The organism is Pararhodobacter sp., assembly GCF_034676075.1.
Taxonomy (GTDB): Bacteria; Pseudomonadota; Alphaproteobacteria; order Rhodobacterales; family Rhodobacteraceae; genus Pararhodobacter.
In genome coordinates, this window is sequence record NZ_JAUCCQ010000105.1 from 1 (window position 1) to 13926 (window position 13926).

General features: G+C 71.0%; 16 protein-coding genes and 2 pseudogenes. All 18 read right to left on the bottom strand.

What is annotated here, in order from left to right; genetic code table 11:
- Positions 1–527 (bottom strand): serine O-acetyltransferase (locus tag VDQ18_RS18705; RefSeq protein ID WP_323022420.1); only part of this gene is annotated, 527 nt, incomplete at its 3' end.
- 65 nt (positions 528–592) lie between these two features.
- On the bottom strand, positions 593–880 hold the full coding sequence (locus VDQ18_RS18710; protein ID WP_323022421.1) for a hypothetical protein: 288 nt from the start codon (positions 878–880) through the stop codon (positions 593–595).
- Positions 880–4821, bottom strand: coding sequence for a baseplate multidomain protein megatron (locus VDQ18_RS18715; protein ID WP_323022422.1), 3942 nt, complete (start codon positions 4819–4821; stop codon positions 880–882). The genes VDQ18_RS18710 and VDQ18_RS18715 overlap by 1 nt, the downstream gene beginning before the upstream one ends.
- A gap of 18 nt (positions 4822–4839) precedes the next feature.
- Positions 4840–5271 (bottom strand): peptidase, encoded by a 432-nt coding sequence (locus VDQ18_RS18720; protein WP_323022423.1) that lies wholly within the window; start codon positions 5269–5271, stop codon positions 4840–4842.
- On the bottom strand, positions 5264–6127 hold the full coding sequence (locus VDQ18_RS18725; RefSeq protein ID WP_323022424.1) for a DUF2163 domain-containing protein: 864 nt from the start codon (positions 6125–6127) through the stop codon (positions 5264–5266). The genes VDQ18_RS18720 and VDQ18_RS18725 overlap by 8 nt, the downstream gene beginning before the upstream one ends.
- Complete coding sequence (locus VDQ18_RS18730; RefSeq protein ID WP_323022425.1) at positions 6124–6756, bottom strand: DUF2460 domain-containing protein; 633 nt, start codon at positions 6754–6756, stop codon at positions 6124–6126. The genes VDQ18_RS18725 and VDQ18_RS18730 overlap by 4 nt, the downstream gene beginning before the upstream one ends.
- Positions 6757–6770: 14 nt before the next feature.
- Positions 6771–7391, bottom strand: a complete 621-nt coding sequence (locus VDQ18_RS18735; protein ID WP_416235128.1) for a phage tail tape measure protein — start codon at positions 7389–7391, stop codon at positions 6771–6773.
- The gene (locus VDQ18_RS23585; RefSeq protein WP_416235127.1) at positions 7288–7623 is read right to left on the bottom strand and encodes a rcc01693 family protein; all 336 of its coding nucleotides are present in this window, start codon (positions 7621–7623) and stop codon (positions 7288–7290) included. The genes VDQ18_RS18735 and VDQ18_RS23585 overlap by 104 nt, the downstream gene beginning before the upstream one ends.
- Complete coding sequence (locus VDQ18_RS18745; protein ID WP_323022427.1) at positions 7620–7943, bottom strand: gene transfer agent family protein; 324 nt, start codon at positions 7941–7943, stop codon at positions 7620–7622. The genes VDQ18_RS23585 and VDQ18_RS18745 overlap by 4 nt, the downstream gene beginning before the upstream one ends.
- Positions 7944–8032: 89 nt before the next feature.
- A pseudogene (locus VDQ18_RS18750) lies at positions 8033–8440 on the bottom strand (phage major tail protein, TP901-1 family); the annotation flags it as partial.
- Between the two features lie 24 nt (positions 8441–8464).
- Entirely contained in the window at positions 8465–8872 is a 408-nt protein-coding gene (locus tag VDQ18_RS18755; protein WP_323022428.1) for a DUF3168 domain-containing protein, read from the bottom strand.
- On the bottom strand, positions 8869–9204 hold the full coding sequence (locus tag VDQ18_RS18760; RefSeq protein WP_323022429.1) for a head-tail adaptor protein: 336 nt from the start codon (positions 9202–9204) through the stop codon (positions 8869–8871). The genes VDQ18_RS18755 and VDQ18_RS18760 overlap by 4 nt, the downstream gene beginning before the upstream one ends.
- A complete protein-coding gene (locus VDQ18_RS18765; RefSeq protein WP_323022430.1) occupies positions 9204–9791 on the bottom strand; it encodes a head-tail connector protein in 588 nt (195 codons plus the stop codon). Before VDQ18_RS18765 ends, VDQ18_RS18760 begins: the two co-directional genes overlap by 1 nt.
- A 174-nt stretch (positions 9792–9965) precedes the next feature.
- Positions 9966–11177 carry a phage major capsid protein gene (locus VDQ18_RS18770; protein WP_323022431.1) on the bottom strand — a complete coding sequence of 404 codons (1212 nt, stop codon included), beginning with the start codon at positions 11175–11177 and terminating at the stop codon, positions 9966–9968.
- 91 nt (positions 11178–11268) lie between these two features.
- A complete protein-coding gene (locus VDQ18_RS18775; RefSeq protein ID WP_323022432.1) occupies positions 11269–11805 on the bottom strand; it encodes an HK97 family phage prohead protease in 537 nt (178 codons plus the stop codon).
- 9 nt (positions 11806–11814) lie between these two features.
- The gene (locus VDQ18_RS18780; protein ID WP_323022433.1) at positions 11815–12063 is read right to left on the bottom strand and encodes a GTA head formation protein, RCAP_rcc01685 family; all 249 of its coding nucleotides are present in this window, start codon (positions 12061–12063) and stop codon (positions 11815–11817) included.
- Between the two features lie 14 nt (positions 12064–12077).
- Positions 12078–13298, bottom strand: a complete 1221-nt coding sequence (locus VDQ18_RS18785) for a phage portal protein (RefSeq protein WP_323022434.1) — start codon at positions 13296–13298, stop codon at positions 12078–12080.
- A 154-nt stretch (positions 13299–13452) separates the two neighbouring features.
- A pseudogene (locus VDQ18_RS18790) lies at positions 13453–13926 on the bottom strand (ATP-binding protein); the annotation flags it as partial.

Here is a 13926-nt window from a genome sequence, read left to right on the forward strand (position 1 = left end):
CCCACCACCGCGGTTTCGCCGATGACGATGGAATGGGCGTGGTCGATCATGATCCCCTTGCCGAAGCGGGCGGCGGGGTGAATGTCGACGCCGAACATCTCGGAGATCCGCATCTGCACGAAGAGCGCCATGTCGCGGCGCCCGGTCTCCCACAGCCAATGGCCGACGCGGTAGGCCTGCACCGCCTGATAGCCCTTGAAATACATCACCGGCTGCAGGAAGCGGTGGCAGGCCGGGTCGCGGTCATAGACCGCCATCAGATCGGCGCGCGCCGCCTCGCCCAGCCAGGGCGAGGTCTCATAGGCCTCTTCGGCGATCTCGCGCAGGATCTGTTCGCTGATCTCGGCCGAGGACAGCTTCAGCGCGAAGCGATAGGCCAGCGCCCGTTCCATGGTCGCGTGATGCAGCAGATTGTTGTGCATGACGCCGCCCAGCAGGGGTTCGTCGCGGACAACGGCGTTCGCCTCTTCGCAGATGCGCTGCCAGACGGGATCGAACGGGGCAAGCTTGGCGCGGGACTCGGGCATGGCGCATCTCCGGTGTTGATCCCCGAAACATAGCGAAACCACCCCGGATTTCCAGTGGTCGGCGGTCAGGAAAGCGGCGCATGGCCGACAAGCGCCCCCGCAGCCAGCGCGAGGCAGGCCAGATACTCGGGCGCGCCCGGTCTTGCGGGATCGGCGGCGGGATGGGCCAGTGCCGCCGCCAGGAGCGTCCCGTTGCCATAGGCCGGGTGCAGGCGGCCGGTGGTCTGGCGGTGTCGGTCGGCGGCCTCGGCCCGGGCGATAAGCGCCGCCATCCCCGCCGCGCGCCGTCCCTCGGGCAGCGCCAGCAGCACCCGCGCGGCGGCGGAGAGGTCGGTGAGGGTGACGGGCCGCATCAGCCCGCCACCTCAAGCGCCGCATAGAGGCCGGGGCCGAAACTGGCCGAGACCTGCGCAACCTCGATGCTGAAGGACCCGGTGATGCCGTCCGCCACCTGCTGCGCGGCGGTATAGGTCCAGCCGGGCGCGGTCAGGTCGGTTTCGCGGACGATCACCCCCAGATGCCGGACCCGCAGTCGGTAGAGTTCGGCCTCCTCGCTCAGCGGCACCTCGGGCGCGTCCCAGCCGTCGCCGCCCAGCCGGGTGCGGCGGAACCAGGCGAGGACCAGATCGCCCGTCCCCGGCCATGTCGCGCTCAGATGGACCGGCGCATAGGGCCGCAAACCGTTGCCCGCGAAGGCCTCGGTCGTCTCGAGATAGACCGGATCGTCATAGGCCAGCGCCGCAGGGCCGATGCGCCAGCGCCGCGCGACCCCCCGGGCCGAGGCCGCCAGATCGACCTGCGCGGGCGCCCCGTCCATCAGCACCACCACCGCGCCGGGCGGCCAGGCCCCGGGCATCATCGGTTCGGTGCCGAACTGGCCGCGCAAGAGATCATGCAGCCGCCAGATCCCCGGCTCGACCAGCGTCGCCGCGCGGTACTGGAACAGCTCCCACCCCGCGCCGGTGCCGATGGCAGCGAGATTGGCACCGTCGAGCAATTCCTCGTCGCTGACCGAGGCTGGCGCGACCGAGCCCGGGAAGGCGACCTGCATCCCCGCCCCGTGCTGGATCAGCGCGGGCGAGGCGCTGAACAGGGGCGTCATGGTCTGTCCGACGCTGGCCCTGAGGCCGATCAGGGTGTTCAGCGCGAAGCTGCCACTGGCGGCGGGCGCGTCATAGGCGGCGACGGCGCCCGGCCAGGGCAGGCCGAAGACCGCCAGATGCGGCGCATGCGGCACCTCGTCCCCGCGCATCAGCGGCAGGTCCATCCAGATCGGCACCACCGGCACCGCGGCCTCATAGGCCCCGGCGGCGGGTAGGTCGGTCGAGGCGTCGCGGTGCCGGTAGAGGCCGGGCTCGATGCGCACCGCCTCGATGGCGCGCTCGCCGGTCAGGTCCATGCGGTCGATCCGGTAATGCCGCGTGCCGCCGCCCTGCTCCAGCGTCACCACATCGCCCACCGCCAAGGTCGAGGACATCGGCTGGCCGAAGCGCGCGGTGTCGCGGGCGATCCTTGCCTCGGTCAGCCAGCGCTTGACGGCGGTGCGGGCCTCGCCCCGGGTCAGCGACAGCGGCATCTCGGTCTCGGCCGCGTCCCCGGCGGGGGTGTCGGGATGCACTGCCTCGGCGCTGCGGGTCTCGAACCCGCCCTCGGCCTCGATATAGGTCAGGCGCAGGCGGCCCGCCGTCTGGGGCTCGGAGGCGCGCGACACCTCCAGATCGCCGCTGTCGCGCGCGACCAGTCGGCCGGGGTCCAGCGCCACCGGCTCGCGCCCGGTGCGCATGCGGAAGACAAGGCGGCCGTCCCGTTCCACCGCCTCGAACCCATGGGCCAGCATCAGGGGTTGCAGCGCCGCGCGGCCAGTCGCGGTCGAGGCCACGGCATAGCCGCGCACCACCCCGTAAAGGCCCGAGACATCGGCATCGGCGATGCCCGCGCGCTGGCAGATCTCGGCCACCACGGCATCGAGCGGCTGGGCCGAGGCCCGCCCGGTCAGCCAATGCCCGCGCAGCCAGTTGTCGCCGTCGGACCACAGGTCGGTGCGGGCCGGGAACCAGGGCCAGGGCCGCGCGTCCCAGGCCCAGGCATGGCTGCGCGACCAATCGACCATCCGCCCCTCGTAAAGGTCCGAGGCCGGGTTGTTGGCGGGATCCGTCCAATAGGCCTGCATGGCGCGCAGATATTGCATCTGCATCAGGTCGTCGCGCACCCCGGTCGAGTAATGGGGCGCGTGCGATTCCGAGGATTTCGGATCGAGGAAGACATTGGGCTGGTTCGCGCCCTTGTCGATCGCCGCGCAGCCGTATTCCGTGAACCACACGGGTTTCGAGCGCGGCTCCCATTCGGTCGACTCGGGCTGTTTGACGCCCGCGTGGCGCTCGGTATGCGCGTTCTCCCACCAGGCGCGCAGATCCTTGACGCGCCAGATCCAGGGCTCGGATTCGCCCTCGTCGGTGATCGGCGTGCGGACCTGGGCGTCGCGTTCGGGCTGGCTGGCGTAATACCAGTCGAACCCCTCGCCCCCGGCGATATTGGCCTTGAGGTAGTCGGGATCGTAGATATCGCGCCAGCCCGCCTGCCAGTCGGCATGCGCCTCGCCCTCGCGCCAATCGGCGAGCGGCATGTAATTGTCGATGCCGATGACGTTCAGCTCGTCGTCGGACCAGAGCGGGTCGAGGTGGAAATAGCGGTTCCCCTCGCCCGCGTCATAGCCCGCGTATTCCGACCAATCGGCGGCATAGGTCAGCGTGACCGAGGGGCCGAGGATCGCCCGGACCTCGTGCAGCAAATCGACCATGGCGGCGACGGCGGGGAAGCTGTCGCCCGCGCCCCGGATCTGCAACAGGCTGCGCATTTCCGAGCCGATGCAGAAGGCGTCCACCCCGTCCGAGGCCGCGCAGAGTGCCGCGTAATGCAGGATGAAACGGCGATAGGACCATTCCGCCGGGCCGGAGTAGCTGACGCTGCCGGGTGCCACGGTGAAATCCGCGGCCGAGGCGGTGCCGAAGAAAGCCGCGACCTCGGCCGCGGCGGCGGCGGTGCGGTCGGTGGTGCCGGGCTGGCCCTGGGCCTTCTGGGTGGTGATCCGGCCGCGCCAGGGCAGCGCCGGCTGGTCCCCGGCCTCGGACCAGGGGTCGGGCAGGCCATTGCCCGCCAGCTGCTCCATCAGGATGAAGGGATAGAAGACGACCCGCTGCCCGCCCGCGTTCAGCGCCGCGATGGCCTGCAGGATCGAGGTGTCGGAGGGCGTGCCGCCATAGACCGGCTTGCCGCCCAGCATCGGCACCACGGCGGCCGAGGCCCGGTCCAGCCCCGCCACGGTCCAGGGCTGGTTGCTGCCGGTGCGGTCGTGCCCCTCGACCTTGGGCCTGAGCGTGCAGGCGCCGCAGCGCAGATCGTTACCGAACCAGGACGCGATCAGGAGCGAGGATTTGGCGTTCGGAAGCTCATTCTCCAGCGCCTTCAGCGCGGTGACGAAATCCGCCTCGCCCGAGGGGGAATGCGCGTTGGCCTGCCGGTCGTTCGCGGCCTCGATGATCGAGAATTCCTCGGCGAAGACCGGCACGCCGTTCCCCGACAGCAGCACTTTCTCGGTGGCCAGCGCGTATTCCCCGGCGCCGGGCAGCCAGGCGACGCCCTCGATGGCCTGTTGCAGCGTGCTGACGCCCTCGGCCTCGGCCCCGCGGATCACCTCGAACGCGAGATTCGGCAGCCGGTTGCCATAGGGGCCGAGGTCCAGATCCTCGATCACCACATAGGCGGTGCCGCGGTAGGCGGGCGCCACGCCCTCGCCCTCGACCGCCTCGATCTTGGGATCGGGCAGCTGGTCCATGGTCCCGGTATAGAGCCGCAGGTTCAGGTCCGAGGGCGCGATCTCGTCGCCATAGGCCCAGATCCGGCCGATGCCGGTGATCTGCCCCTCGGCCAGCGCGATGGCCACGCTGACGGTATAGCGCGACTGCTCGGTCACTCTTGGGCCGAGCCCGCCCTTGGTGCGGCGCGAGCGGCCCGGGATCTCCTCGAAGCGCGAGGCCCAGATCACGTGACCGGCGGTGCGCACCCGGCCCCAGACACGCGGCAAGGCCACGCCCTCACCGGCGCCGGTGATCTGCAGGCGCTGGATGCGCCCGGTGTCGACGCTGCCGGATCCCAGGCCCAGAAGCCGCTGGTCGATCAGGCGGCCGACGGTGGCGCCAATCGCGCGGCCGATGACCAGACCCGAGAGGCCCAGCACCGCGCCGCCGAAATTCGCACCGATTGCCGCACCGGCGGCGGACAGGAGGAGGGTCGCCATCCGAGGGCTCCTTTCAGGTCACGTCATCTCGAAGCGCGCCACGATGCGGCGCGCCCAGGGCTGGCTCAGCGGGCTTTCGACAACCCCGTGGCCGCAATAGGCATGGACGAAACGGGCATCCGGCCCGATCGCGGTCAGCACGCCCAGATGTTTCGCCACCGAGCGCGCCCGCATCCGAAAAAGCAGCACGTCGCCGGGCGCGGGTTCGCCGGGGGCCGGACGCAGGTGGCGGGACAGGCCCTGCCAGAGGGCCTCAACCCCGTCCGCCTCGGCCCAGTCGGGGCCATAGGGCGGCAGCGCTTCGGGCTCGGTCCCGTGCCGGGCGCGCCAGAGGCCGCGGATCAGCCCTAGGCAATCGCAGCCCGCGCCCAGGACCGAGGCCTGATGCCGGTAGGGCGTGCCGACCCAGCGCCGCGCCTCGGCCACCAGCGCCGCGCGGGCGTCAGCCATGGGTGAGGCTCCCGCCGGTGTTCGGCCCGTCGATACGCGGCATGGCCTGCAGCCAGTCCTCCGAGGGGATATGCGGGAAACCCTGGAAATTCTGCTGGTTGAGGAACTTCAACCGGCAGGTCTGGAAGCGCTTGTCGCAGCCCGCCTCGATCCTGAGCGTATCGCCCGGCGCCGGTTCGAACCCGGGGGCGGACCAGAGGTAGAAGCGCCGCCGCCCGGGCAGTGCCTTCTCGCGCCGGACCGGCACGACCATGCCCGCGGCGGCGCCATCCAGGAACCGCGCCGCGCCATCGACGAACCAATCGGCGGCGAATTCGGGCAATTCGGCGATCTCCAGCACCGCCCCGCCCTCGGCCAAGGCCAGAAGCGGAACCTCGGCCGCGAAGCCGGGTTGGGACAGGTTGAAGGTGCAGCCGGCATCCCCCAGAACCGCCGGGCAGAGCGCGCCGAAGACCCGCCCGCCCGCTTTGGACAGGGGCTCGGTCAAGCCGCGCAATTCCGCCTTGAAGGCCCGGTCCAGCCGCGTGATCTCGCCCAGCGACCCGCGAAACAGGATGCGGCGCCAAGCGGGATCGGTCCAGTCGACCTCCCAGATCGTCAGCTCGGCCCCGTCGTAGAGACCGGCCAGAATATCGCCCTCGGTCAGCGCCGCATCGGAGAGCGCGCCGGTCGCCTCGGTATTGTCCACCGACAGACCAGTGCCCTGGACGATGGCGCTGGCGGTCATGCCGGTTCCCGCACGAAAGGCGATCCCGTCGAAGGCAAGATCGCGGTCGTGGTCGGTGAAACCCAGGACCGCGCCATCCGCGCGCCTGAGCGCCCAGGCCCGGGCGCGGGTGGTGGTCAGTTCGCTCATTGCCGCACCTCGATCACCGGGACTTTCGGCACGTCGCCCGCCTGGAACGAGGCGACGGAGACCTGCACGAGGTCGGTATCGAAACGCACCGGCACGTCGAACTCGCAGCCCATCGTCACCTCGGCCCCCACCCCGGGCGGCGCGTCGAAACTGACGATGCCGGTCGCGGGATCGACCTGCCAGGCCAGCCCCTCGGGCTGTTCGGTGCCGCCGATGGCAACCCTGAGCGTTCCGGTCACGGGCTTCGTCAGCACCCGCGTGGCGGCCCAATCACCCGAGCGATAGGTCTTCGTCAGCTGGAAATCGCGCGTCACGCCGTCGCCATAGCCCAGCGACTGGTCCAGCGGCGTGATCGCGCGCGAGGCTCGACCGGTCTTGAAATCGGCCCAATCCTTCCAGCGAAAGCCGTGCAGGCGCCCCTGCCGGGCCTCGAAAAAGGCGATCAGCACCTCGACATCGTCGAGCGACCTGAGCCCCAGCCCCGCGTCATAGCGCCGCCGCGCCTGCGCCCAGGGCGTGTTGCGCTCCTCGAACCCGTTCGCCAGGGTGACGATCTCAGTCCGGCGCTCGGGCCCGCCCAGGGAGCCGAAGCTCAGAGTGGCGGGGAAACGGATCTCGTGGAAGGCCATGGTCTTGTCCCCGCTCAATAATTGCGCTGACCCTGGGCCAGCAGGCGCTGCATCTGCGCGGCGATCTGGCTCTGGCTGCGCTGGAATCCGGCGACGTCCGGGGTGGTGACGTTGATCACCACATTGGTCGCCCGGCCGCCCGCACCGCGCACCCCCAGCCTGCCGTCAGCCCCCCGGGCCAAGGGCAGGATCGCCTCGGGCCCGGCCTCGCCCATCAGGCCGGTGCCGCCCCGCATCGGGAAGGCCACCGGCGAGGAGACGACCCCGCCTTGCGCGAAGGGCATGACCCGGCCCTGGCTGAAGGACGCGCCATGGGCGAAGGGCAAGAGGCTGTTGGCCAGCCCGCCGATGGCGGTGGACAGCGCGCCGCCCAGCGCCGATTGCACCGGGCGCATGGCCGCGGAATAGATCGCCTCGCTGATCGAGCGGCCGAGGCCGCGCATCGCGTCGGACAACCGCTGGCCATCGAAGACCACACCGTCGAAGGCCCGCCTCAGCCCCGATCTCAAGGAGCGCGACAGGCCCGCCATCTCACGATTCGTCTCGATCAGGTTGCGCCCCATGTCGCCGAGACCGGAATCGAAGGCCGCCACCTGGTCCGAGGTCGCGCCGATCTGCGCTTCCAGCTCGGCCAGCTGCGCGTTCAGTTCCTCCAGCGTCGCCATTCTCCGCTCCCTTCCTTCCCTGATCCGGGAAGCGTTTCAGCAAGGCATCGAGCCTTGCGCGGGTGAAACCGGGCCGGGCCGCCTCGTCGCGGCCCAGCATGATCATCAGTTCGGCCGGGGTGAGGGCCCAGAACTCGGCGGGCCTGAGGCCGAGGCCATGCAGCCCCGCCCGCATCAGCCCCGGCCAGTCGAGGCCCGTCACGCCGCGGCCCCCGCCGGGTTGAAGGCCCGCGCCAGCAACAGGCCCGCCACGCGCGCGGCCTCGACCGCGCCGCCCTCGATTTCGGCGCTCAGAAGGGCCGAGGCGGGCAGCGGATGCCCGCCGCCGTGCAGCCCCGCCAACAGCAGCGCCATCACGTCGCGGGCCCGGAAGCCGCCGGTCTCGAACCGTTCGACCAGCGCCACCAGCGACTCGGCGCCCAGCGCCTCCTCCAGTTCCGCCAGCGCCCCCAGCGTCAGCTTCAGCACCCGCCGCTCGCCATCGAGCACCAGCGCCACTTCCCCCGCCATGGGATTGACCATCAGACGGGCTCACCGGGATCGGGCATTTCCGGCGGCTGGTCGCCGCCGTCGCCCATGTAATCCTCGGGATCGGGGGCCAGCGGCGTCGCCGCCACGAAGTCGAGCGCGCCGGCCGAGGCCATCGACATCTCGAACGTGGCCTCGCCGTTGTAGCTGCCCGCGTATTCGATGGCGGTGATCTGGAACGGTCCCTCGACGGTGCCGAAATCCGGGATCACCACCTGAAACTCGGGGATCTCGCCGTTGAAGAAGACAGCGCGGGCCCGTTCGTCCGTCGCCTCGTCCCGGAACACGCCCGAGCCCGAGATCGACGCCGCCTTGACCCCGGCCCCTGCCAGCAGCTCGCGCCAGCCGCCCAGACTGTCGAGGCTGGTCACATCGACCGTCTCGGCGTTGAAGCTGATCCGCGTGGCGCGAAGGCCCGCGATGGTCTCGAACAGACCGGCGCCGGTCATGTCCATCTTGATCAGAAGATCCTTGCCGCTTTGCACAGCCATCCCGGCCACTCCTTTGAAAGATTGTCAGATCTCGATCCGCGCCCGGAAGCGCAGGTCGATGCGGCGGAAGGCATTGCCCTCGGCCCGGCGGGCCTGCGCCTGGTGGAACCAGATCGCCACGACCCGGCCGGTGGCGAGCGCCGGCTGCGTGCCGGGCAGGATCTCGGCGATCCGGGCGGCGGCGGCCTTGGCGGTGGCGAAACCGCTCGCATCCGAGACGACCTGCACCAGCAGGCGATGCTCGGCGCCCGCGCCGGTCCCGTCCGAGCGGTCGATCGCCTCTTCCTCGCCGATCACGCCATAGGTACCCTGCGGCGTGCCGGGCGGCGGCGCGTCGAAGATGCCACCGGGCAGAAGACCGGCGAGCGTCGCGTCGCCCGTGAGCAGGTCATAGAGCGCGACCTGCAGCGCGGCGGTGGCCTGATAGCTCATGCCGGAACCTCCTCTCGGGCGTGGCAGACCAGCCAGGCGCCTGCCGCATCGGCCTCGCTGACGGCGAGGATGGTGAAGACGCGCGCGCCCTCCGTCAGGCGCTGGCCGGGACGGGGGCGCTGCGGGCTGCCCTGGGGGGCGGCGCGCAGGAAGATGCGGAACAGCATCCGTCCCTCGGGCGCGATGAGCCCCCGGCGTTCGGAACCCGCGCCCGCGCGCAGCTCGCACCAGAGCGTGCCCAGCATCGTCCAGCCTGTCGTGTAGCCGCCTGCCCCGTCGGGGCTGGCGAGCGCTTCTTCCAGCACCATCGGCCGGGTCGCGGCATAGGCCATCAGCGATGCCCCCCGGCCGTCACCCTGAGCGCCATCCAGCGCGCCAGCAGCGCCGCCACCGGGCCGGGGATCGGTTCGGCCCCGGTTCGGCCCTCATAGAATTGCGCGGCCAAGAGCAGCACAGCCTGGCGCAGATCGTCGGGCACCGCGTCCCAGCCCGCGCCGAAACCGGCGGTGAAATCGACCTCGACCCGGCCGTTCGCGGGCACTCCCGGCAACACCGCCCCGGTGGCCAGCAGCACCGGGCGGTGGGTATCGACCGCCAGCCGCCAGCTGCCCGGATCGGCGGTTTCTGCGCTGCCCCCGGCATCGACCAGCCTGACGGCGGTCACGATCGAGACCGGCGCCACCGGCAGGGCCTGCACATCCGGCCAGCGCCAGCGCGGCAGGATCAGGCGGAAATCGCGCGCGATCAGCACCTTGCCGGTCCGCGCCTCGATGGCGGCGATGGCGGCGCGCAGATACTGGATCAGCAGCGCATCGCCCGTGGTGTCGTCGGCAAAGCCGGTGCCCAGCCGCAGATGCGCCCGGAAGGCCGCGACCGGCAGGACGCCATCCGCGACGATGCTGGTCTCTATCAGGTCCATGCTCGCCTCCTGAAAATCCCTGTTCCGGTTGATCGGCGCAGACGCGCCCCCGCAGCGCTCGCACGGAGGGGGAGCAGCCGGACGATGCGGGGTGTCGGCCTTCTGCCGTCCCCGCGCGTCTGCGCCGCCATCGGTCCGGCCCCGGAACCCGGGACCGGGCCAATCCCGCGCCGCTTACGAGGCGGCGAATTTCAGGAGCTTGATCGCCGAGAAATCGGTCACATCGCCGCCCACCCGCTTGGTCGCGTAGAAAAGGACATGGGGCTTGGCGCTGAAGGGATCGCGCAGGACGCGCAGGTCCGGGCGCTCGGCAATCGTGTAGCCCGCGCGGAAATCGCCGAAGGCCACGGCATGGGCGTTGGCGGCGATGTCGGGCATGTCCTCGGCGATCAGCACCGGATAGCCCATCAGCCGCGCCGGTTCCCCCGCCGCCAGCCCGTCCGACCACAGGAAACGGCCGTCCGCGTCCTTCATCTTGCGCACAGCGCCCGCGGTCTTCGAATTCATCACGAAGCAGGCGTTGGCGCGGTAGCCCGCGTCCAGCGCATAGACCAGGTCGACGATAGCATCGGCCGGGTTGGTGGCGGCGAAATCGCCCGCAGCGCCGGTCGCGACATAGCCCAGCTCGCCCCAGGTCTCGGTCCCATTGGCCACGATGTCGTGGTCGAGGAACCCGCGCGGCTGGTCGGTGCCGGTGCCGGAGATGAAGGCCGCAGCCTCGGCCCGGGCGAATTTGGTGGCGATGCGCTCGGCCAGCCAGCCCTCGACGTCGAAGGCGCTGTCTTCCAGCAGCCGCTGCGAGGCCTTGGGCATCGCCGAGAGTTCATGCAGCTTGATCGAGATGCGGTCGATGGCCGCGGTCCCGGTTTCGGTGAGGGTCGAGGCCTCATTCTCCCAGCCCGAGCCCACATCGCCGTGGTCCACGAGCACGTCGAACGAGCCCGCCTCGACCTGCACGACATTGGCGATGGCGCGGATCGAGGCCGCGGCGTCCAGCACCGCATGGATCCGGTCCGAGGTCTGCGGATCGACCAGATAGCCGCCCTCGGCATTGACCGAGGTGGTCAGGCCCTTGCCCTCCAGCGTCAGGCCGCGCAGCCCGTCGTCGTCGCCCTGACGCAGATAGGCGTCGAAGGCCTTCAGATGCAGGCCCTCGCCCGCGTCGGCCTGCGCCAGCACCGGGCGCGCCGTCTTGGTGGTGAATTTGCGGTCCAGCATGGTCAGTCGCTCGTCCTGTTCTTTCAGATTGCCCATCACATCGGCGCGGAAGGTCTTGATCTCGGTCACGAACCCGTCCAGCGCCGCCCTCAGCACAGCCGCCTCGTCACCGGGCGCCGCGCTCTTTTCCTCGCCCGCGCGAAGCCGGCCGGGAAACTCGCTCGTCATCGCATCCATCCTTTCGTGGTTGCCGTTGCGCGGGCTCCCGACAGGCAACCCGCCCCTATGCGCCGGGCCCCTGACCCCGCGCATGGTTCCGTCAGTGACCGCCGAGCGCGGCCCGCGCCGCCTGAAGGCCCTGCGCGACATCCAGCAGCAGCCCGCCCGACTTGGCCGAGGCCCGGGCAATGGGCAGCATCGGGAAGGTCACCAGCGACACCTCCCACAGCTCCAGCTCGATCAGCTTGCGCCCGCCCTCGGGCAGCTTTTCCGCGCGGATCGTGCGGTAGCCGATGCTCAACCCGTCCACCGCCCCGGCCGCCATCAGCGCCGCCGCCTCGCGCCCCTTCTCGACCTCGGTCAGCAGGCGCCCCTTGACGCGCAGGCCCTGGGCATCCTCGGCCACCTCGTCCCAGACGCCGATGGGCTGGCCCTGATCGTGCTGCCAGAGCATCCGCACCCGGCCCCCCGACGCCGCCATCCGCGCGAGCGAGGCCGCATAGGCGCCCGGCATGACCACATCGCCGCCCCGGTCGCGCACCCCGAAGACCGAGGCATAGCCCGCGATCACCGAACCCTCGCCCAGCACCACGCCGGGCACCCCGGGCGGGTGAAACTTCGTCTCAAGACCCTGCATGAACCCTCCTCAGAACTGCGTCGCCAGAAAGGCCAGCGCGCCATGCACCACCACGCCCGAGGCCACGCCATAGACCGCCAGCCAGAGCCGTTTCTCCAGCCGCTCCAGCGCCTCCTCGATGCGGCCCAGCCGGTAGTCGAGGCCGGCGCGGCGCTCCTCGTCCACGCGCTCCTGCGCGTCGATCCGGGCCTGGGCGAGGTCGAAACTGTCGTAGAGAAAGCGCGATCCGCCGACCGTCTTGCGCTGGGGGCTGGCCATCACCGCAGCCCCCCTCATTCCGACCGGGGCGGCAGGCCCAGCATGGCGCGCTTCTCGGCCTCGGTCAGGAAATCCGCCTCGGCCACCCGGCGCCAGACCGCCTCGCGCTCGGCCGCCAGCGCCGGCACCTGGTCGAGGTCGGGCCTCAGCTGCAGCTCGGCCCCCAGATAGCCCGAGAGCCAATGCGCCAGCGCCGCGCTGACCTTGGCCGCCAGCGGCAGCACGGTCAGCCGGTAGAAGCCGCGATTGGCCTCCTGATAATTGGCATAGGTCGCGTCGCCGGGGATCCCCAGCAGCATGGGCGGCACCCCGAAGGCCAATGCGATCTCCCGCGCTGCGGCCTCCTTGGTCTGGTGGAACTCCATGTCGGAGGGGCTGAAACCCATCGGCTTCCAGTCCAGCCCGCCCTCCAGCAGCATCGGCCGCCCGGCGTTGCGCGCGCCCTGATGGTGCATCTCCATCTCGGCCTGCAACCGCTCGAACTGGTCGTTCGACATCTGCCCCTGCCCGTCCGCGCCCCGGTAGACGATGGCGCCCGAGGGCCGCGCGGCATTGTCCAGAAGCGCCTTCGACCAGCGGGACGCGCTGTTATGCACATCGACCGCCGTCGCCGCCGCCTCGATGGGCGAGAGGCCGTAATGGTCGTCCAGCGGATGGAAGGCGCGGACATGGCAGATCGGCGCCGCGCCCTCGGTCATGGTGAACCGATGCTTGCGGCCGTTCACCGCGTAATCGTAGCCCGCGGGCCAGCCATCCGCCCCCGGCACCACCGACATCCGGTCCGAGCGCAGCACATGCAGCTCGCCCGGCACCCCACCCTCGGGCGTGGCGACCGCCTCGACATAGGCGTTGCCGGAGAGGAGCAGCTGGGCATAGACCGCCTCCAGGAACTCGGCCCGGCCCTGCGCCGGGTTCGGCCGGCCCAGCAGCGCCAGGAGCGGATGCGCGTCATAGCGCTGGTCCTGATCCTGCAGGACCAGCGGCAGCGCCGCCGCGGCCTCGGAGATCATCCGCACCACGCGGAAGCCGACCGGATTGCCCTGAAACCCGGCTCGGGTCAGCGACACGCTGTCGCGCGCCGTCCAGCGCAACTGGCTGGCCGGTTGCAGCGCCGCGATCTTGCCGAAGCCACCCGAGGGCGCGCCCGCCGTCAGCGGCCCCACAGCCGAGGCCTTGGCCTCGGGCGCAGTGTCGGGCGCAGTCTCGGCAGCGGGCTTGCGAAAGATGTCGAACATGGCTCTGCCTCCATTGTCGCGCGGGGCCGGGACGAACCCGGCGCCGCGGCCTTGAGACGGGTTATCGCGGGGAAATCCGAACATCGGCTGGAGCCACCGTTCGCTGCCCCGGGGGGCCGCAACGGGCATGAAAAAAGGGGCCCGTAGGCCCCCCTCACAGCACCCGCGCGCGCGGGCTTCGATGCGACCGCGCCGGGCCCAGGATCAGCTCGTGCAAGGCCCAGACCAGCGCATCCACCCGGTCGGGGCTGCCGGTGCCCTTGAAGCCCTGCGCGGTCATCAGCGCCATCTGTTCCTCCAGCGCGCCGAGGCCCGGCAGATGCGCGACCCGCCCCTGTTCGTAGAGCGCAGCGGCGGGTTCGGCCCGGGCGCCCTTGCCCTTGACCGCATGCGCCGCGGTCACCGGCACCAGCGGATCCACCTGCCGCAGCACCTCGGCCACCAGATTGCCGCCCTGATTGACCTCGGCCACCAGCCGCTCGGCCCCGTGGCGCTGCATCGCCGCGATGGCGGCGCGCGCCCAATCGGTGGGGCTGGCGGCCCTGAGGCTCGCGTCCTCCAGGACCACGGCCCGCCAGTCGCTGACCGGCCCCTCGGTCACCGCGCCGACCACGACGATGCCGCACAG

Coding starts and splice junctions, on each gene's coding strand:
- VDQ18_RS18710 (WP_323022421.1), bottom strand. CDS start 880: ATGCGGCCCGTCACCCTCACCGACCTCTCCGCCGCCGCGCGGGTGCTG.
- VDQ18_RS18715 (WP_323022422.1), bottom strand. CDS start 4,821: ATGGCGACCCTCCTCCTGTCCGCCGCCGGTGCGGCAATCGGTGCGAAT.
- VDQ18_RS18720 (WP_323022423.1), bottom strand. CDS start 5,271: ATGGCTGACGCCCGCGCGGCGCTGGTGGCCGAGGCGCGGCGCTGGGTC.
- VDQ18_RS18725 (WP_323022424.1), bottom strand. CDS start 6,127: ATGAGCGAACTGACCACCACCCGCGCCCGGGCCTGGGCGCTCAGGCGC.
- VDQ18_RS18730 (WP_323022425.1), bottom strand. CDS start 6,756: ATGGCCTTCCACGAGATCCGTTTCCCCGCCACTCTGAGCTTCGGCTCC.
- VDQ18_RS18745 (WP_323022427.1), bottom strand. CDS start 7,943: ATGGTCAATCCCATGGCGGGGGAAGTGGCGCTGGTGCTCGATGGCGAG.
- VDQ18_RS18755 (WP_323022428.1), bottom strand. CDS start 8,872: ATGAGCTATCAGGCCACCGCCGCGCTGCAGGTCGCGCTCTATGACCTG.
- VDQ18_RS18760 (WP_323022429.1), bottom strand. CDS start 9,204: ATGGCCTATGCCGCGACCCGGCCGATGGTGCTGGAAGAAGCGCTCGCC.
- VDQ18_RS18765 (WP_323022430.1), bottom strand. CDS start 9,791: ATGGACCTGATAGAGACCAGCATCGTCGCGGATGGCGTCCTGCCGGTC.
- VDQ18_RS18770 (WP_323022431.1), bottom strand. CDS start 11,177: ATGACGAGCGAGTTTCCCGGCCGGCTTCGCGCGGGCGAGGAAAAGAGC.
- VDQ18_RS18775 (WP_323022432.1), bottom strand. CDS start 11,805: ATGCAGGGTCTTGAGACGAAGTTTCACCCGCCCGGGGTGCCCGGCGTG.
- VDQ18_RS18780 (WP_323022433.1), bottom strand. CDS start 12,063: ATGGCCAGCCCCCAGCGCAAGACGGTCGGCGGATCGCGCTTTCTCTAC.
- VDQ18_RS18785 (WP_323022434.1), bottom strand. CDS start 13,298: ATGTTCGACATCTTTCGCAAGCCCGCTGCCGAGACTGCGCCCGACACT.